The sequence below is a fragment of the Corallococcus sp. CA041A genome, assembly GCF_003612075.1.
Taxonomy (GTDB): Bacteria; Myxococcota; Myxococcia; order Myxococcales; family Myxococcaceae; genus Corallococcus; species Corallococcus exiguus.
The window spans coordinates 1-19142 of record NZ_RAWF01000132.1; the positions used below are offsets into that span (position 1 = coordinate 1).

Annotated in this window: 11 protein-coding genes and 1 pseudogene; 7 read left to right on the forward strand and 5 right to left on the reverse strand. The window is 70.0% G+C overall.

Going from position 1 to position 19142, the window contains the following annotated elements; all coding sequences use genetic code 11:
• Nucleotides 1-900 (reverse strand): annotated as a pseudogene (locus D7V77_RS23095) (hypothetical protein); the annotation flags it as partial.
• 183 nt (nucleotides 901-1083) lie between these two features.
• On the opposite strand from D7V77_RS23095, the gene D7V77_RS23100 reads away from it, so the two are divergent.
• On the forward strand, nucleotides 1084-1476 hold the full coding sequence (locus tag D7V77_RS23100; protein ID WP_120578457.1) for a metallothionein: 393 nt from the start codon (nucleotides 1084-1086) through the stop codon (nucleotides 1474-1476).
• A gap of 52 nt (nucleotides 1477-1528) precedes the next feature.
• Here D7V77_RS23100 and D7V77_RS23105 read toward each other — a convergent pair whose 3' ends face one another.
• Both D7V77_RS23105 and nadA read right to left on the reverse strand, forming a co-directional pair.
• On the reverse strand, nucleotides 1529-2140 hold the full coding sequence (locus D7V77_RS23105) for a hypothetical protein (RefSeq protein ID WP_120578458.1): 612 nt from the start codon (nucleotides 2138-2140) through the stop codon (nucleotides 1529-1531).
• An 88-nt stretch (nucleotides 2141-2228) separates the two neighbouring features.
• Nucleotides 2229-3161: a quinolinate synthase NadA gene (gene nadA, locus D7V77_RS23110; protein WP_120578459.1), complete on the reverse strand. Its 933-nt coding sequence runs from the start codon at nucleotides 3159-3161 to the stop codon at nucleotides 2229-2231.
• A gap of 379 nt (nucleotides 3162-3540) precedes the next feature.
• On the opposite strand from nadA, the gene D7V77_RS23115 reads away from it, so the two are divergent.
• The 6 genes from D7V77_RS23115 (at nucleotide 3541) to D7V77_RS23140 (ending at nucleotide 14794) form a co-directional block, all read left to right on the forward strand.
• Entirely contained in the window at nucleotides 3541-5994 is a 2454-nt protein-coding gene (locus D7V77_RS23115) for a PilZ domain-containing protein (protein WP_120578460.1), read from the forward strand.
• Nucleotides 5994-6779, forward strand: coding sequence for a methyltransferase domain-containing protein (locus D7V77_RS23120; protein WP_169820866.1), 786 nt, complete (start codon nucleotides 5994-5996; stop codon nucleotides 6777-6779). The genes D7V77_RS23115 and D7V77_RS23120 overlap by 1 nt, the downstream gene beginning before the upstream one ends.
• Nucleotides 6776-9703, forward strand: coding sequence for an ATP-binding protein (locus tag D7V77_RS23125; RefSeq protein ID WP_120578461.1), 2928 nt, complete (start codon nucleotides 6776-6778; stop codon nucleotides 9701-9703). The genes D7V77_RS23120 and D7V77_RS23125 overlap by 4 nt, the downstream gene beginning before the upstream one ends.
• A gap of 172 nt (nucleotides 9704-9875) precedes the next feature.
• A complete protein-coding gene (locus D7V77_RS23130; RefSeq protein WP_120578462.1) occupies nucleotides 9876-11264 on the forward strand; it encodes a peptide MFS transporter in 1389 nt (462 codons plus the stop codon).
• A 124-nt stretch (nucleotides 11265-11388) separates the two neighbouring features.
• The gene (locus D7V77_RS23135; RefSeq protein WP_199733823.1) at nucleotides 11389-12555 is read left to right on the forward strand and encodes an FIST signal transduction protein; all 1167 of its coding nucleotides are present in this window, start codon (nucleotides 11389-11391) and stop codon (nucleotides 12553-12555) included.
• Between the two features lie 16 nt (nucleotides 12556-12571).
• Nucleotides 12572-14794, forward strand: coding sequence for an ATP-binding protein (locus tag D7V77_RS23140; RefSeq protein ID WP_120578463.1), 2223 nt, complete (start codon nucleotides 12572-12574; stop codon nucleotides 14792-14794).
• On the opposite strand, the gene D7V77_RS23145 is transcribed toward D7V77_RS23140, so the two are convergent.
• Both D7V77_RS23145 and uvrA read right to left on the reverse strand, forming a co-directional pair.
• A complete protein-coding gene (locus D7V77_RS23145) occupies nucleotides 14791-16239 on the reverse strand; it encodes a POT family MFS transporter (RefSeq protein ID WP_120578464.1) in 1449 nt (482 codons plus the stop codon). The genes D7V77_RS23140 and D7V77_RS23145 overlap by 4 nt on opposite strands.
• Nucleotides 16240-16261: 22 nt before the next feature.
• Nucleotides 16262-19135, reverse strand: a complete 2874-nt coding sequence (gene uvrA / locus D7V77_RS23150) for an excinuclease ABC subunit UvrA (protein ID WP_120578465.1) — start codon at nucleotides 19133-19135, stop codon at nucleotides 16262-16264.
• Between the last annotated feature and the right edge of the window lie 7 nt (nucleotides 19136-19142).

Genomic DNA, 19142 nt, shown 5'->3' on the forward strand with positions numbered 1-19142 from the left:
TCCCAGCACCCAGCCCGCCACCGCCACCGCGCCCACCGCGTACAGCGGCCAGCGGTCCGAGCCGTCGTGGAACGTGTTGGCGAGCACCTGGAAGAACTCCGCGCGGTTCTGCTCGAAGCCCTTCCACGCCAGGTTCTGCGGCGAGAACGTGGGCCCCCACGCCTTCCACGGCGCGCCCGGCTGGATGTCCGGCGGGTTGCCGAACCGCAGCACCACCCACGACAGGAACAGCGTCACGCCGGGCACCACGCCCAGGAGCGCCGGCACGCGCGGCTTCACCCGGGCCACGATTCCCTGCGCCGCCGCGTCCTCCGGCACCGGCGTGGTGAGGAGCAACCACGGCAGCCCGAACGCCAGGAACCCGAAGGCCTGCACGTGGAAGAGCAGCACCGCCACCAGGCACACCGCCAGCCCCACGCCCCAGCGCAGCCGTCGTGGCGCGTCCGTCAGCGTCCGCACGAAGAGGCCGCAGCACAGCAGCGTCAGCGGCAGGGCCGCCAGGTAGTTGATGAAGCCCCAGCCGAAGCTGTCCCCGTACGCGAGCGGCAGCGTGAGCAGCGCGGGCCACGACGGCCGGCCCAGGCCGCGCAACAGGAAGGCCATGCCCAGCGGCATCCCCACCACGTACGCGGTGAGGAAGACGCGGTTGGCCATCTCCAGCGGCAAGAGCCAGTTGAGCGCGCTGACGAGGTAGTAGTAGCCCAGGTACGGCGTCAGCTCGTGCCTCGCCGCGAACAGCGTGGGGTAGAGCGTCGTCGGGTCGTCCAGCCGGTGCAGCACCGAGATGAGGTACAGGTGCTGGGGCAGGTCCACCATGGGCAGCGAGCGCGACACCCAGAGCGGGAGCGCCCCCAGGACGAGCGCGGCGACAAAGGCGATGCGAGCAGTTCGGTTCGTCACGGGCAGGAGGGCGCGGACTGTACGCGCGCGCCCCCGCGCCGGGCGAGCGCACCGTGGGCTCCGTTGGCGGGTAGGCAAAGGTGCGTGCGAATGCCTTGGCAGGGGGAATGCCCTGCGCTATAGGCCGGGACGGCGGATGCCTCCCCCCAAGCCTTCCCCAGGCCTTCGCCAAGGAGAGCGGACATGGCACGCAGCGCGACGTTGATGACCGCGGGATTGCTGATGGGCGGCCTCTGGCTTCTGCCCGCCAGCGCCCACGCCTGCGAGGCCCACGCGAAGGCGGCCGCCGCGTCCAAGGGCACCGCGCCCCAGACGCCGGCACCGGAGGCCCACAAGGCCCCGGAGGCCAAGAAGGACGACGCGCCGCGCCCGCTGGAGGAGCTGGATCAGCTGCTGACGGCGAAGTGCTCCTGCGGCAGCAAGGCGGACTGCACCTGCAAGCGCGGCAAGTGCGAGTGCTCCAAGTGCTCGGGCCGTCATGCGCCGCGCCAGGTGACGGATGCGCTGCGCGGCCGCCCCGCCACGCAGGAGCTCCAGGAGGCGCGCAACGACGCCTCCGCCGGCATCTTCATCTGAAACGAAAAGGGGGCCCGTGGAAGGGCCCCCCTGGGAACGACAGCGAGGTGGCTCAGGCCGCCGGGCTGGAAGAACGCCCGCGCGGGGCAGGGGCTCCGCCCTCGGCCACGAGCACCGGCCAGCCTCGCGCCATGGCCTCGCGGAAGAAGGCCGCCAGCTGGTGCCGGCTGCTGTTCACCGCGCCCTGGAACGGGTCGATGAGGGCCTCTTCGCCCAGGCTCTCCTGCGAGGACAGCTGCACCGGGTTGCCGCAGCGCTCGCAGCGGATGGACACCTGGCGCACCAGGGCCACCGGCACCGCGTAGCGGGCACTGCATTGGCTGCACTTCCACACCAGCGCGCGCTCGCCGGCCTCCAGGCGGGCCAGGTGCTCCAGCTCATCCGCCAGGCGCAGCAGCGCGGGCAGGTCCTGGGGCGGCTGGGCGAAGATGGCGCTCGCGCCAAAGCCCTTGCCCGGCGAGCCCAGGGCCGGGGGACGGTCCCCCTGGAGCAGGGCGCGCAGGCGGTCGCGGGCTTTCAGGTCGCGGAACTCGGCGCCAGCGAGGGCGCGCTCCACGGCCTCGTGCACCGGAGGCAGGTCCGGCTCGAGGCGCTCTTCGTCCGGCAGGGTCTTGGGGAAGTCCACCAGCCGGTGGGAGGGAAGTGCGAGAAATCGGAAGGCCACGTTCCTTCCATGGCACTTGGGCCCGCCGTCCGCAAGACGCGAGTTGCCAAACGTGGGACGCGGGCGACAGTCCCGCGTCCCGCTTGTTTCAGGCGGACCACTCCAGCATCCGCTGCAGGGGGGCGAGCGCCGCGTGCTGCAGGTCCGCCGGCAGCACCAGCTCCGGCGTCCTGTCCCGCATGCAGCGGTAGAGCTTCTCCAGCGTGTTGAGGCGCATGTACGGGCACTCGTTGCACGCACACCCGTTGTCCGGCGGCGCCGGGATGTACGTCTTGTCCGGCGCGGCCTTCTTCATCTGGTGGAGGATGCCCGCCTCCGTCACCACGATGAACTTCTTCTTCGGGCTCTTCACCGCGTAATCCAGGATGGCCTTGGTGGAGCCGATGAAGTCCGCGTGCCGCAAGACTTGCTGCTCGCACTCCGGGTGGGCCACCACCTCCGCGTCCGGATGCTCGACCTTCAGCCCCACGAGCTTCTTCTCGCTGAAGATTTCATGGACGATGCAGCTGCCCGGCCACAGCACCATGTCGCGGCCCGTCTCCTTCATCACGTGCCGGCCCAGGTGTTGATCCGGCGCGAAGAGGATGGGGCGGTCCTTCGGAATCTGGTTCACGATGCGCACGGCGTTGGACGACGTGCAGATGACGTCGCTCATCGCCTTCACCGCGGCGGAGCTGTTCACGTACGACACCACGAAGGCGCCCGGGTGTTTGTCCTTGAACGCCTTGAAGGCCGCGGGCGGGCACCGGTCCGACAACGAGCAGCCGGCCTTGAGGTCCGGAAGCAACACTTGTCGGCTGGGATTCAGAATCTTGGCGGTTTCCGCCATGAAGTGCACACCGCAGAAGACGATGACGTCCGCCTCCGTCCGCGCCGCCGCCTGCGCGAGCGCCAGGCTGTCACCGACGAAGTCGGCCACGTCCTGCACTTCGCTCTCCTGGTAGTAGTGCGCCAGGATGACCGCGTTCATGGAGCGCTTCAGCTCCCGGATGCCCGCCTCGTAATCCACTGTCTCGCCCATGGGGGGCCTCCTCGTCGCCCACGCATTCTGTAACCGCGTCCGCGACCCGGGGCCAGCGCGCGCAACAGGCCCTCGTGCGTGCGTCCCTACCCACCAAGGGGTCCCAGCAGACCGCGCGTCTTTAACCTATTCCGAAAAGTCCTCTCACCCCCGCGTACATCACCTAATCCATAGGAGCAGGTAAAGTACGCGGTGGTTGTTCGCCGGCGGCTCACCGGGGAAGGCGTTTCAGCGCGGGCCCGCTGGCAACAGAGAGAGCACCAGGCTCGGACACTCAAGACATGCGGATGGCGGGAACGGGGCGCGTGCATGCCCCGCGTCGACGGGAATGGCGCCATGCACGGGCGCCGGTGTGGCTCTTGCGCGTCGGGGGAAATCCATGAGCGTGCCGACTCACGAAGTCCTCATCGTCCACCCCAACGAGATGCGTCGCAACGCGTTGAAGTCCGCGTTGAACACGCACCGCGTTTCGGTGGTGGGCTCACAGCTGGAAGCCACGCGGCGCATGGAGGCGACCGCGCCCACGTTGATCATCGCGCCCGCGGACAACGCGCGCCGCTTCCTGCGCCACGTGGACCGGGCGGCGCCGGAGGCCGTCTGCGTGTTCGTCTGCGCCCGGTCGGATCAACACGGGCTGGAGGAGCTGGTGGAGACGGCCGCGGAGGGGCACGTCTTCAGCACGGTGGACGACGCGCTGACCGAGGGCGAATTGAAGTCGCGCCTGCGCGACATCCTCCAGCTGCGCGCGTCCACACGCGTGTCGCTGGATGCCGGAATGCGCGTGGACTTCCTCCTGCGCGGCCAGGCCTTCAGCGCCGAGTGCCAGGACCTGGGCCACTTCGGGGCCGCGCTCCAGGTCCCCATGGACGCGTCGCTGGCGGCCTTCCTGCCGGGCACGCCCCTGGACTCGCTGACCATGCTGCGCGACGGCCGGCCCGTGCTGCACGTGGCCCGCGCCTACGTGCGCCACGCCACCCCCGTCCAGCAGGGGACGCACGCGTTCCTGCGCGTGGGCATCTCCTGGCGGCTCGCGAACGACGAGTCCACCGCCGCCCCGCCGCGCACGCTGCGGGACCCGGTGGCGGTGCAGGCCGCGCTGCGCAAGGCGCTCCGGCGCGAATTGCCCGTGTGGCTGCATCCGGCGGACAGCCAGACGGCGCACTTCCTGCTGGAGTCCGCCACGGTGGAGCCTTCCGACGAACGGGGCCTCCTGCGCGGGCAGGTGTCCCCGGCGCTGCCCGCGAGCGTGGGGGAGGTGGTCCACCTCTCCTTCGAGATGGGCGGCCAGCGCTACCGCGGCGTCACCAGCATGCTCCACGTGGGGCCTGACGGCGTGGTGCTGGGGATGCCCCGCACGCTCGCGGTGGAGAACCGGCGTGGACAGCAGCGCTTCCGCCCCAGCGCGCAGCACCGCTTCCTCGTGCGCTTCACCTCGCCGTTCAGCGGCCAGCGCATCACCCGCGCGGTGTTGGATCTGGGCGCGGGCGGGTTCGCCTTCCCCATCGACGCGTCGTGCGAGGTGCTTCCGGTAGGTTCGCTGCTGGACACCATGGTGCTGCTGCCGGACGGCTCGGAGGTGGCGTGCCGCGTGGAGGTGCGCTCGGTGGAGGTCGTGCCCTTCGAGTCCCGGCATGCTCAGCGCCTGAGGCCCTACCGCTGCGGCGTGCGCATCCTGGACATGCCGCGCGCGGTGCGCGACGCCATCGTGGATGCGTTCGTGTCCGCGCGCGCCCCCCAGGTCCGCGACGCCGCGGTGTTCCGCTTCCCGGACGTCTGGCGGATGATGGCGGACGCCCGCTACACCTTCCACCCGGACCACCCCTTCGGCGAGGAGCCCCGCGTCCTGCCCGTGCTGGAGGCGACGTATGAGCGGCTGGGCCGCGCGCGCGCGCTGGGGCGCTCGCTCGTCTTCACGGATGCGAGCCGACTCCTGGGGCACGTCAACGGCCTGCGCATGTACTCCGGCACGTGGCTGGTGCAGCACCTGGCGGTGATGCCGAGCTTCCGGCGCAGCGAGCAGATCTCCAGCGAGCTCACGTCGCTCGCCGTGGAGGTGGGCGAGGCGATGGAGGACGTGGAGTTCATCCGCTACATGTGGCGCACCGACAACCGGTGGCCGCACCGGCTGGGCACGTGGCTGGCGCGCGTGCTGGAAGGGCAGGGGCTGTGCCACCTGCGCCAGTTCCACTACCTGCGCGCGGACCTGTCCCAGATGCCCACCGTGGACGCGGGGGCGCTGCCGGCCGTACGCGAGGCGGGCCCGGAGGACCGCCAGTGGCTGGAGTCATACCTGCGCCGCCGGGGGGAGATGGTGCGCCTGCTCAGCGAGGACCTGGGCGCGGACCCCGGCCCCGAGTCCGTCCTGGGCGCGCGCTTCCGCGCGGCGGGCCTGCACCGCGAGCGGCGGATGTTCGTGGTGGATGGGAACGAGGGGCCGCTGGCGCTGGCGCTCCAGGACGAGGCCTCGCCGGGCCTGAGCCTCATTGAGGTCACCAACGGCTTCAACCTGGTGGTGGCGGACCGGGAGCACCCTCGCGCGAAGGACGCGGTGGCGGCGCTGGCGCTGCGGTGCATGGCGCACGCGCGCGAGCGGGGCCGCGGTTCGGCGCTGGGCATGGTGGACGCGCTGGACATGCCGGTGCTGGGCGCCTGGGGCTTCGTGGACCAGGGCCTCTTCTCCGAGTGGACCTTCCACCGCTCCATGGTGCGCCGCTGGTGCGAGGCCTGGCGCTCGCTCTTCGAACGGCAGATGCCCATGCGGCGCATGAAGCCCCGGGCCTCCGCCCAGGCTCCCGAGGCTCCGGTGTCCGTCCAGAAGCAGGAGGCGCGCTGATGTACCTCATGGAATCCGCCGAAGAGTCCCGTCGCCTCCTGGAGCAGGAGCAGTCCCAGGACACGCGCGACGTCCTCCGCCGCACGGGCCTCAAACCGGGGGACCGCGCGCTGGACGCCGGCTGCGGCCCGGGCGGCATCGCCGAATTGATGGCGGACCTGGTGGGGGAGGGCGGCCACGTCACCGGCGTGGAGCTGCACGACGGCCGCCTCGCGGAGGCGCGATCGCGCAACGCCCACCGCCCGAACCTGACGTTCCTCCAGGCGGACGTGCGCACCACGGGCCTGCCCTCGGACGCGTTCGATTATGCGTGGAGCCAGTACGTCTTCGAGTACCTGCCGGACCGGGACGTGGCGCTCGCGGAGCTCATCCGCGTGACGCGGCCCGGGGGGCGGGTGGTGGTGTCCGACATCGACGGGCTGGGCCTCCAGAACTGGCCCTTCCCGGAGCACCTGCGCGTGGGCACCCAGCGCATCGTGGAGGCCCTGGCGGCGCAGGGGTTCGACCTGTACGTGGGCCGCAAGCTGTATTCTGAGTTCCGCCGCGCGCAGCTCACGGACGTGCGGGTGCACCTGATGCCCTTCTACCTCTCCCCGGGCGCCGCGGAGGCGCGGCTCGTGCGCGACTGGAAGACGCGCTTCGAGGCGTTGGCGCCGGTGGGCGCGGCGGTCCTGGGCGGGCTCGAGGCCTACCAGGCGCACTGCGCCGACTTCCTGGCCATGCTCGAGGACCCGGAGGGACTGAAGTACGCGGTGACGCTGGTCACCGAAGGAACGAAGCCGTGACCCAACGCCTGCCGGCGGTGAAGGTGCAGGACGTGTCCGCGGACAACGCCCCCGAGGTGAGCGTCCGCGCCACGTCCACGCTGCTGCTCTACTTCGAGCACCGCTTTGGCGCGGAGCGGTTGGCCCGGGTGTGGCGCGAGCACGCGTTCAGCCTGGGGCTGGACTACATGCGCCAGCCCACCAACTACGTCTCGCTGCGCTTCCTGGAGCGCGTGGCGGCGGCGCTGCGCGAGGACTCCGGCGACTCGCGCTTCATGCGCGAGGCGGGCCTCTTCACCGCGTCGCCGCAGGCGCTGGGCTTCGTCTTCTACATGCTGCGCGCCTTCGGCTCGCCCAAGGCCTGCTACAAGCAGACCATCGACTTCTCCCCCAGCTACAACCGGGTGGGGGCGTTCGCGGTGGACCTGCTGGAGCACAAGCGGCTCAAGCTGTCCTACCGCAGCAGCACCCCGGAGCAGAACCGCAACATCTGCGAGCTGCGCATGGGCCAGTTCGCGTCCTTCCCCACCATCTGGGGCCTGGCGCCCGCGGAGGTGCGGGAGTCGGAGTGCCAGGTGCTGGGCGGCCAGGCGTGCCGCTACCACCTCACCTGGACGGATCCGCCCACGCTCTGGGGCCACTACCTGGGCCTGCTGCTGGGCATGGTGAGCGGGCTGTTGGCCACGCACCTGGGCTGGGGGGACGCGCTCTTCTCCGTGACGTCGCTGGGCATGGGCGGCTTCGCGCTCGGCGGCTGGTTGGACCGGTGGCGCGAGCTCAAGCGCAAGGACGAGCTGCTCGCGGCGCAGGCCCAGGCGAACATGGGCTCGCTGCGAGAATTGCAGCAGCGCTACGACGAGGTGTTCGGCAGCAACGTGGCGCTGGAGGACCGCGTCGTCGCGCGCACGCGGGAGCTGTCGGAGGCCAACGAGAAGCTGGAGGCGGCGCTCGTCAAGCAGCGCGAACAGGACCGGCTGAAGACGGAGTTCTTCGACAACGTGAGCCATGAGCTGCGCACGCCGCTCACGCTCATCCTGCTGTCGCTGGACGCGCTCCAGAAGGAGCCGGAGTCGCTGCCCACGGTGGTGCGGCAGCACCTGGTGACGCTGGACCGGAGCACGCAGCGGCTCTTGAGGCTCATCGACAACCTGCTCAACCTGGCGCAGCTGGAGGCGGGCAAGGTGCGGCTGCGCTACCAGCCGCTGGAGCTGCACGCGTTCCTGTCCTCGCAGCTGTTGCCCTTCCGCACCGTGGCGGAGAAGCAGGGGCTCACCCTCTCGCTGGAGGGCGGGCCGGTGTCGCCGGTGCACGCGGACGCGGAGCGGATTGAAGGCGTGTTCCACAACCTGGTCTCCAACGCGCTCAAGTTCACTCCGGCCGGCGGCAACATCGCGGTGCGGCTGCGCGAGGACGACACGGACGTGCACGTGGAGGTGGTGGACACGGGGCAGGGCATGGCGCCCGCGGACCTGGCCGTCATCTTCGACCGCTTCGCCCAGGCGGACACGACCGGCACGCGGCGCTTCGGGGGCAGCGGCATCGGCCTGGCGCTGGTGAAGGAGACGCTGGCGCTGCACTCGGGCGGCATCGAGGTGTCGAGCACGCCGGGGCAGGGCAGCAGCTTCCGCGTGCGGCTGCCCAAGGGCACCCGGCATCTGCGCGAGGACCTGCGCGAGCGCCGCGCCACGGACCTGCCCACGCGCCGTGAGCGCCGCAGCTCCGGCCGCTTCGCCACCGTGCTGGCCGCCACCGTCGCCGGGGCGCAGCGCCCCACGGAGCCGCAGGACCACACGCGCGCGGACTCGAAGGCCCCCCGCATCCTGGTGGTGGAGGACGACGCGGAGATCCGCGCCTTCATCGCGGACATCCTCGCGCCCAGCTACCGGGTGCTGGAGGCCGCCAACGGGGAAGAGGGGGCGCGCCGCGCGATGGAGGAGCGGCCGGACCTGGTGGTGTCCGACGTGATGATGCCGGTGCAGTCCGGCCTCAACCTCCTGGTGCAGCTGCGCGCCCACGCGCAGACGGTGGACATGCCCGTCATCCTGCTCACCGCGCGCCAGGAGGTGGCCGCCAAGGTGGAGGCCCTGGGCGCGGGCGCCAATGACTACCTGGGCAAGCCCTTCAGCCCGCGTGAGCTGCTGGCGCGCGTGGAGACGCAGCTGCGCCTGCGCGAGGCGGCCGTGCGCGCGGCGGAGAACGAGCGGCTGGCGGCCATCGGCCTGCTCACCTCCGGCTTCGCGCACGAGGTGCGAAACCCGCTCAACGGGCTGATGAACGCGCTCATCCCGTTGAAGGAGGTCATGCAGGGGAAGCAGACGGGCGGGGACCCCAACCTGGGCACCGCGATGCTGGAGGTGATGGAGGAGTGCGGCCAGCGCATCCGCCACCTGGCGGAGTCGCTGCTGTCCTTCGTGCGCACGGCGGAGAAGCCGGTGGCGGTGCGGCTGGACGTGGCGCTCGACTCCACGCTCAGCGTGCTGGGCTGGCGCATCCCCTCGGCCGTCGTGGTGGAGCGCGCCTACCAGTGCGCGGAGCCCATCTGGGGCGACCCGGGCACCCTCAACCAGGTGTGGCTCAACCTGCTGGACAACGCCCTGCGCGCGGTGGGCGACGCCGGCCGCGTGCTGGTGGAGACGGCCCAGCAGGGCGACGAGGCGCTCGTCACCATCGAGGACACCGGCGTGGGCATCCGCGCGGAGGACCTGGAGAAGCTCTTCCAGCCCTTCTTCTCCACCCGCGCCGCGGGTGAAGGCACGGGCCTGGGCCTGGCGCTCAGCCGGCGCATCATCCTGCAGCACGGGGGCCGCATCCACATCACCAGCCAACTGGAGAAGGGCACGCGCGTGGAGGTCCGGCTGCCCATGCGCCCCGCGCACGCGGAGCCCCTGGCCTCCACCCCCACCGCGGGTGCGAGTCGCGGCCGCTGGCCCCGGCGCATCGGCTGACGCGCCCGGCCACGAACGGCCGGGGCGCGGGGGGCTGAAGGGCTGCTCGCGCAGGGGGCGGGAATTCCCAAGGACGCGGGGTGTCCTCTGTCCTCGCCGAGGGCGGGACTCCTGTTACAGTCGCGCGACTTTTCGTTCCCCCTCACAAGAATCCGTTCGAGGAACTCACGGCATGCAAAGCACCGTCGCCGCGGGCGAGGCCCGCAAGGGGCATCCCCCGGGCCTGTATTTGTTGTTCGCCACCGAGATGTGGGAGCGCATGTCCTATTACGGCATGCGCGGCCTGCTGGTGCTCTTCCTCACCGACAAGGTGCGGGGCGGCTTTGGCTGGTCCGCCGCGGATGCGCTGAGCCTCTACGGCACGTACACGGGCCTCGTGTACCTGACGCCCATCCTGGGCGGCTACATCGCGGACCGCTACATCGGCCAGCGCAAGGCGGTGCTGCTGGGCGGCGTGCTGATGATCATCGGCCACCTGTTATTGGCGCTCCCCGGCATCTCCATCTTCTACGCGGGCCTGGGCTTCCTCATCATCGGCAACGGCTTCTTCAAGCCGAACATCTCCACCATGGTGGGCGGGCTGTACCCCGCGGGTGACGGCCGGCGCGACGGTGCCTTCACCATCTTCTACATGGGCATCAACCTGGGCGCGGTGCTGGGCAACTTCATCTGCGGCACGCTGGGTGAGCGCGTGGGTTGGCACTGGGGCTTCGGCTCCGCCGGCGTGGGCATGGCGCTGGGCGTGATCATCTTCGTGGCGCTGGCGAAGCGGTTCCTGGGCAACGTGGGCCTCGCGCCCGCGCCGCGCCCCACCGAGGCGCAGACGACGACGCCGGACGGCAAGCACCACGCCTTCAGCCGCCAGGAGTGGGACCGCATCATCGTCATCTTCATCATCGCGCTGTTCGTGGTGGCGTTCTGGACGGGCTTCGAGCAGGCGGGCGGCCTGATGAACCTCTACACGGACCAGAAGGTGGACCGCTCGATGTTCGGCTGGGAGGTGCCCACCACCTGGTTCCAGAACTTCAACTCCGTCTTCATCGTGACGCTGGCGCCCATCTTCGCGGCGGTGTGGAGCTCGCTGGCGGCGAAGGGCAAGGACCTGAGCATCCCGGTGAAGATGTCCCTGGGGCTCATCTTCCTGTCGGTGGGCTTCGCCTTCATGCTGGGCGCCTCCAAGGAGAGCGCGATGGACGGCAAGGCGGCGGCGTGGTGGGTCATCATGGCGTACCTCTTCCACACCATGGGCGAGCTGTGCCTGTCGCCGGTGGGCCTGTCCATGGTGAGCAAGGTGGCGCCCCAGCGCGTCGTCTCCGCGATGATGGGCGTGTGGTTCCTGGCGAACGCGGTGGCCAACAAGCTGTCCGGCGTGCTGGGTGGCTACTCGGAGAAGATGGGTGAGTTCAGCGTGTTCCTCACCATCGTCATCGGCGCGGGCCTGTCGGGCGTCATCCTGCTGTTCCTCGCCCCCATGCTGAAGCGGATGATGCACGGCACGGACGAAGTGACGCCCGCGTCGACGCCCGCGCACCAGGAAGGCACCGTCCACCCGGCCACCTGAGCCGGGTAGGGCAGTCTTGCTGAAGCACGAACGCCGGAGCGCCCCCTGGGTGCTCCGGCGTTTTTCGTGGGCCGTGGGGACCCTGCACGCCCGCTCCCGCGTGGGTATCGATTCTCTAGAGCCCATGCGGATCCAGATTGGAAAGAGTCGCTCGGCGGATTGCACCGCCGCAGCGCGGGAGGCGAGCCAGGAGGCGCTGCGCGGCGCGGACGCCCCCAGCTTCGCGCTCGTGCTGTGCACGGACCAGTACGACGCGGTGGCGTTGGCGTCCGCGGTCGGAGCGCAGCTCGGGGACATCCCCTGGGCCGGGTGCTGCGCGGCGGGCGTCTTCGCGGGAACGGAGCTGCTGCTCCAGGGCCTGGTCATCGCGGTCTTCCGCGGCGGCGACTTCCGCGTCGGCGTGGGAATGGGCGGGCCGGTCAGCGTGAGCCCGCGAGCGGCCGGACGCGCGGCGGTGGCCGAGGCCGTCAGCAAGCTGCCTCCCAAGCCCCCTGGATACCGGCGGACGCTGTTCGTCCTGCCGGACGCGCTGAGCGGCAACTCGACGGAGGTCGTGCGCGGGGCTCAACAGGAGGCGGGCGCGGGCATCCGCTGGGCGGGCGGCGGAGCGGGCAACAACGTCCGGTTCGTGAAGACGGCCCAGTTCACGCACGGGCATGCCTACCAGGACCAGGTGGTGGTGATTGCCTTTGATGCCCTGGAACCGTTGGGCGTGGGCATCCAGCACGGCTGGTCTCCGTATGGTCCGCCCTCGCAGGTCACCAAGGCCCGGGGCTCGACCGCCGTCGAGCTCGACTACGAGCGCGCCTTCGAGGTCTACCGGCACACGGCCGAGAGCCGGGGCGACGCCCTGGACGCGCAAAGCTTCCCCCGCTTCGCGATGACCCACCCGCTGGGGATTCCCCAGGCCAATGGCGAGTTCGTGATCCGCGATCCCCTGACCGTCGAACCCGACGGTTCGGTGCGCTTCATCGCCGAGGTCCCGGACGGCTCCCTGGTCCGCGTGATGGAGGGCAAGCGCACGGACCTGCTCGACGCCGCGGGCAGTGCCGCCACCCTGGCCCGGGAGGCAACCCCTGGCACGTTGGGCGGCGCGGTGGTGTTCGATTGCGTCTCCCGGTACCTCCTCCTGGGGGAGGGCGTCCGGGACGAGCTCGCGAGGTTCCAGGACGCGCTCGGAGAGGGCGTCCCGGTCGTGGGCTGTCTGACCCTGGGCGAGGTGGGGGCCATGGGAGGTGGGGTCCCCCAGTTCCACAACAAGACAGCGGTGGTGGTCGCCCTGCCTGGGTGAGGGAGTGAGGTGGCGCATGGCGGACCACGGCGCGGACGGGGACCACAAGCTCACCGAGGAACGGCTCGCGCTCTTGAGCGTGCTCCAGGAGCTCACGGTCGCGGCGCTCGATCTGCTCAATCCCTGCAAGCCCGCCGACGACTTCCTGGACCGCGTCGCGGAGCGGCTGGGGTGCGCGGTCGCCCTCTGGCTCCAGCCGGATGCGCGGGGACATGTGGGGCTTCTGGGCGCGAGCGGACTGTCCTCGGCCTCCCGCCAGCTCCCGATTCCAGGGTTGCCCCCGCGCCCCGAGATGCCAGCGCCTCACTCGGTGGACCTTCCCTACCCGGAGCTGGACTCGCCGGGGCTCGTGCGGTGGTCCGTGCCCATTGACGACGCCGGTGCTCCTTCCAGCTTGCTGCTGCTGTACTTCGACCGCGAGCCGCGGCTGCCGCGGCAATACCGGGGCATGGTGGAGCGGCTCGGCGGTGTGCTTCACACCGCGCTCGTCCACCGGCAACTCTTCGCGCGGACCCTGGACAGCGAGCGCGAGCTCCAGCGGGAGCGGGACTTCAGTTCAGCGGTCCTGGACACGGCCCGCGCGCTGGTCATCGTCCTGGATCCCCAAGGGCGGATCATCCGCTTCAACCGGGCGTGCCAGGAGATGACGGGCTACTCCTTCGAGGAGCTGCGCGGCGCGTATTTCTGGACGCGACTCCAGCCGCCGGACGAAGCGGCGCGGGTCGCGAAGAACTTCGCCGTGCTCGCGGCCGGGTTGGGGTTCGAGCAGTCCGAGCACCACTGGATGACGCGCACGGGAGAGCGCCGCCTCATCGCCTGGGCCAGCAACGTGCTTCGAGGCGAGTCGGGAGTGATTGAGTACGTCATCGGCACCGGCATCGACATCACCGAGCACCGCCGGGCCGAGCAGGAGCGCGATCAGACCTTCCAGCGGGAGCAACAGGCGCGCGCCCGCGCGGAGGCGCAGGAGGGGCGGTCCGCGCTCCTGGCGGAGGCGTCCGGGCTGCTCACCGGCTCGCTCGCCCCCGAGGACGCGATGCGCAGCGTGGCCGCGCTGACCGTCGAGCGGTTCGCCGACTGGTGCGCGGTGGACCTGCTGGACGGGGGGCATTCCTTCCAGCGCATCACCGAGGCCCGCTCCCAAGCGCTGCACGCCACCGCGACCGCGCGGATGCACTGCGCGCTGCCCGACCTGGAGGCCGCGCATGGCCCGGGGAGGGTGCTCCGCCTGGGCGAGCCGGAGTTCTGCCCGGAGGGATGCGCCTCCATGTCACTGGGGTGCGTCCGGGACGGGCAGGGCCTGTCCGAGGTGGTCGAGTTCCAGTCGTGGATTTCGGTGCCGCTGCTCGCACGGGGGCATGCGCTCGGAGCGCTCACCCTCGCCCGCGTGGAGGGCGGTGGCCGGTATGGCCCGGCGGATTTCGCGCTCGCGCAGGAGCTGGCCCGCCGCGCGGCGATGGCGCTGGACAACGCCCGCCTCTACCAGCAGGCGCAGCTGGCGATTGGCCTTCGGGATGAGTTCCTCTCCATTGCCTCGCATGAGCTGAAGACCCCGGTCACGTCCCTCCAGTTGTCGGTGCAGGGATTGATGCGCCTTGCCCGCTCAGGAGCGCTGCGGACCGCGCGGGTGGAGACGGTGACGCACTCGCTGGAGGTCATCGAGCGTCAGGCGAAGCGGATGGCGAAGCTCGTCAACACCCTGCTGGACGTCTCCCGCATCCATGCCGGAAAGCTGGAGCTGGAGTTCGAGGAGGTGGACCTGGCCGCGCTGGTCCGGGACGTCGCGGCGCGCTTCGTCCCCGAACTGGCCTCGTCCGGAACCCGGCTCCAGGTCCACGCAGACACGGCGATGCCGGGCGTGTGGGACCGGTCGCGGTTGGATCAGATCGTCACCAACCTGCTCTCGAACGCCATCAAGTACGGCGAAGGGAGGCCCATCGAAGTGCGAGTGGAGGGGGATGCCGTGATGGCCCGCCTGGAGGTCCGGGATCAAGGCATTGGCATCCCGGCGGAGCGGCACGCGCGCATCTTCCGGGCCTTCGAGCGCGCGGTGTCGTCCCGCCACTACGGGGGGCTGGGGTTGGGCCTCCACATCGTGAACCAGCTGGTGGAGAGGCTGGGCGGTTCGGTCCAGGTCGAAAGCGAGGCGGGGCAGGGCGCCACCTTCACGGTGGCGCTGCCCCGCCGGGGGCCGCACACGTCTCCCACGGCGGATCCGACCGTGCAGGTTTCGCCTTAGGCCGGCTTCGGCTCGACGCCCGGGTTGCGGCCGTCCATGGGGGCCTGCGCGTCCGTCTGGTAGTAGTCGCGCACCACGTAGCGGCGGGCCACCAGCGCCATGCCCACGGCCGCCACGGTCGCCAGGGCCGCGTAGAAGAAGAACTGCGCGGAGCCCGTGAAGACGTTGAGCGCCGCGGCGATGGCCACCGCCACGTTCGCCAGCGTGTTCGTCACCAGCCACACGCTCTGGATGGTGCCCTTCATCTCCCGGGGCGCCTGCGTGTACGCGAACTCCAGGCCCGTGGTGGACACCAGGATCTCGGCCACCGTCAGCACGATGTACGGCAAGAGCTGCCACGCGATGTTCAGCGTCGTCCCGCCCTCCATGGCCACCTGGAAGAAGCCCGCGATGACGAACGACGCGGCGCCAATCACCAAGCCCAGCGGCATGCGGCGCAGCGGCGTCAGCTCCCAGCCCATCCGCTGGAAGGCCGGGTACACCACGGCCGTCAGGAAGGGGATGAGCAGCATCACCAGCATGGGGTTGATGAACTGCATCTGGCTGGGCTGGAACACGATGCCGCCCACGTTGGGGTCCATGGACCGCGCCTGCACCACCCAGGTGGACGCCTTCTGATCAAACAGCATCCAGAAGAAGGGCACGAACGGCAGCATCAGCGCGGACACGCGGAACACCGCCTTCACGCCCTCCACCGCCTCCGCCGGGTGCTCCGCCTTCGCCTTGTCCAGCCACGTGCCGCCCGCCGCGTCCTTGCCCCGGAACGCGCTGCCCAGCACCTTGAAGAACGAGTGCGGATTGGGGCCCGTGGGCGGCACCAGCACGTAGTGCTTGCGGCCGGCCCAGAAGATGATCGTCGCCAGGAACATCAGGATGCCCGGCACGCCGAAGGCCACCGCCGGCCCGTAGTTCTTCATCAGCACGGGGACGAACAGCGACGCGAAGAACGAACCGAAGTTGATGGTCCAGTAGAAGATGGCGAAGACCTTCTTCACCAGGTGCTTGTTGCCTTCCGTGAACTGGTCGCCCACCATCGCGGACACGCACGGCTTGATGCCGCCTGAGCCAATCGCGATGAGCGTCAGGCCCGTGTAGAAGCCCGTGGCGTTGTCCTCGAAGAGCGCCAGGCACGCGTGCCCCGCGCAGTACACGAGGCTCAGCACGAAGATGGTGTGGAACTTCCCGAAGAAGCGGTCCGCCAGGTACCCGCCAAGGAGGGGGAAGAAGTACACCCCCGCCATGAACAGGTGCATCAGGTACTTCGCCTGAGCCTCCCGCGCCCCCGTCTCCGGCACGTGCGTGCGCAGCAGGTAGTCGATGAAGAACACCACGAGGATGTTCCGCATCCCGTAGAAGCTGAAGCGCTCACAGGCCTCGTTCCCGATGATGTAGGGAATCTGAGGCGGGAAGCGCTGGGAGGTGGGGGCGGTCGAGGTCTCGGCCATGCCCCCACCCTACCGGGGCCCCTCAGGCCGCGTCCACGCGCTTGCCAATGCGGGCCCGTCGCGCCTTGCCCAGCACGTGCTTGAGGTAACGCCCGGTGTGGCTGGCCTCCTCCTTCGCCACGTCCTCCGGCGTCCCGATGGCGAGAATCTGCCCGCCGCCCGAGCCGCCCTCCGGCCCCAGGTCGATGAGCCAGTCCGCGCTCTTGATGACGTCCAGGTTGTGCTCGATGACGAGCACGCTGTTGCCCGCCTCCACCAGCCGGTTGAGCACGGACAAGAGCTTGCGGATGTCCTCGAAGTGCAGGCCCGTGGTGGGCTCGTCCAGGATGTAGAGCGTGCGCCCGGTGGCCACCCGGGCCAGCTCGCGGGCGAGCTTGATGCGCTGCGCCTCACCGCCGGACAGGGTGGGGGAGGGCTGGCCCAGCCGCAGGTAGCCCAGGCCCACGTCGGTGAGCGTGGTGAGCACGCGCAGGATGTCCTTGTGCGCGCCGAAGTGGTCCACCGCTTCCCGGACGCTCAAGTCCAACGTCTCCGCGATGTTCTTGCCCTTGTAGCGCACGCGCAGCGTGGCTTCGTTGAAGCGCTTGCCGTTGCAGACCTCGCAGGGGACGTACACGTCCGCCAGGAAGTGCATCTCCACCAGCTTCACGCCGTCGCCCTCGCACGCCTCGCAGCGGCCGCCCTTGATGTTGAAGCTGAAGCGGCCCGGGCCGTAGCCGAACGTGCGCGCCTCCGGCGTCATGGCGAAGACTTCACGGATGGCGTCGAACACCTTGGTGTACGTGGCCGGGTTGCTGCGCGGCGTGCGGCCAATGGGCCGCTGGTCGATGTCGATGACCTTGTCCAGGTGCTCCAGGCCCTTGATGGACTTGTGCTTGCCCATGGGCTCGCGGCTCTCGTAGAGAGCGCGCGCCAGGGCCGGGTAGAGGATTTCGTTGATCAGCGTGGACTTGCCCGCGCCGGACACGCCCGTCACCGCCGTGAAGATGCCCAGCGGGATGTCCGCGTCCACGTTCTTCAGGTTGTTCTCCGTCGCGCCCACGATGGAGATTTGATGCTTGGGGTTCACCGGGCGGCGCGACTCGGGGATTTCAATCTCCTGGCGGCCGGACAGGTACGCGCCGGTGAGGCTCTTCTCGTCCGCCATCACCTGCTTGGGCGTGCCCTGGGACACCACCTGCCCGCCCAGTTCGCCCGCGCCGGGGCCGAAGTCCACCAGGTAGTCCGCCTCCTCCATCGTCTCCTCGTCGTGCTCCACGACGATGACGGAGTTGCCCAGGTCGCGCAGGCGCTTGAGCGTGGTGAGGAGCTTGCCGTTGTCGCGCTGGTGCAGACCGATGGAGGGCTCGTCCAGGATGTAGATGACGCCCGTCAGCTCGCTGCCCATCTGCGACGCCAGCCGGATGCGCTGGCTCTCACCGCCGGACAGCGTGGACGCGGTGCGGTCCAACGTGAGGTAGCCCAGGCCCACGTCCACCAGGAAGGACAGGCGGCTGCGGATCTCCTTGAGCAGCTCCTGGGCAATCTTCTCCTCCTGCGCGGAGAGGCCCATCTGCGTGAGGAAGGTGCGCGCCTCCGTGATGGTCATCCGGCTCAGGTCCACCAGCGTGCGCGTGTGCACCTTCACCGCGCGGCTCTCCGGACGCAGGCGCTCGCCCTTGCAGGACGGGCAGGGCTTGTCGCTGAAGTACTTCTGCAGCTCCGCCTTGCGCGCTTCCGACGTGGTCGTCTTGAAGTTGCGCATGGTGCGGGCGAGCAGGCCCTCCCACTCCATGTCGTACTGGCCGTTGTCGCCCCACTGCACGGTGAAGGACTTGCCCTTCGCGCCGTTCATCAGGACGTCCTTCTCCCGCTTGGTCAGCTTCGCGTACGGGACGTCCAGGTCGATCTTGAACGCGGACGCCAGGCTCTCCACGAAGTCCGCCGTCCAGCCCTCGCCGCGGTTCATGCCGCTGGCCCACGGCTCAATGGCGCCGTCGCGGATGGTGCGCGACGGGTCTGGCACCAGCAGGTCCGCGTCCATCTCCGGACGGGTGCCCAGGCCGTTGCAGTCCGTGCACATGCCCAGCGGGTTGTTGAAGGAGAACGACGCGGGCGTCAGGTCCCCGAAGGACAGGCCGCACGCGGGGCACGCGTTCAGCTCGCTCATCACGCGGTCGGACGCGAGCGTGCCCTTCTCGTCCGTGATGATGAGCGTGCCCTTGCCCTCGCGCAGCGCGGTCTCCACGGAGTCCGTCAGGCGCGTGCGCAGGTCCGGCTTCAACACCAGACGGTCGATGATGAGCGCGATGTCGTGCTTGGACTTCTTGTCCAGCTCGATGCGCTCCTCCAGCTCGCGCACCTTCCCGTCCACGCGCGCGCGGGAGAAGCCGCGCTTCTGCGCCTCCGCGAGCAGATCTTTGTGTTCGCCCTTGCGGTTCGTGACGATGGGCGCCAGCACCTGGAGCCTGGTGCCCGCGGGCAGCTTCATGATCTCATCGACGATCTGCTGCGCGCTCTGCTTGCCCACCTTGCGGCCGCACTGGGGGCAGTGCTGCACACCGATGGAGGCGTAGAGCACGCGCAGGTAGTCGTGCACCTCCGTGACGGTGCCTACCGTGGAGCGCGGGTTGTTGCTGGCCGCCTTCTGCTCGATGGAGATGGTGGGCGACAGGCCTCGCAGCGTGTCGTAGCGGGGCTTCTCCATCTGCCCCAGGAACTGGCGCGCGTAGGAGGAGAGGCTCTCCACGTAGCGGCGCTGCCCCTCGGCGTAGAGCGTGTCGAACGCGAGCGAGCTCTTGCCGGAGCCCGACACACCGGTGAACACCACGAGCTTCTTCTTCGGGATGTCCAGGGAGACGGTCTTGAGGTTGTGCTCCCTGGCACCACGGATGGAAATGACGTCGGGCTCGGACATGGGGGGC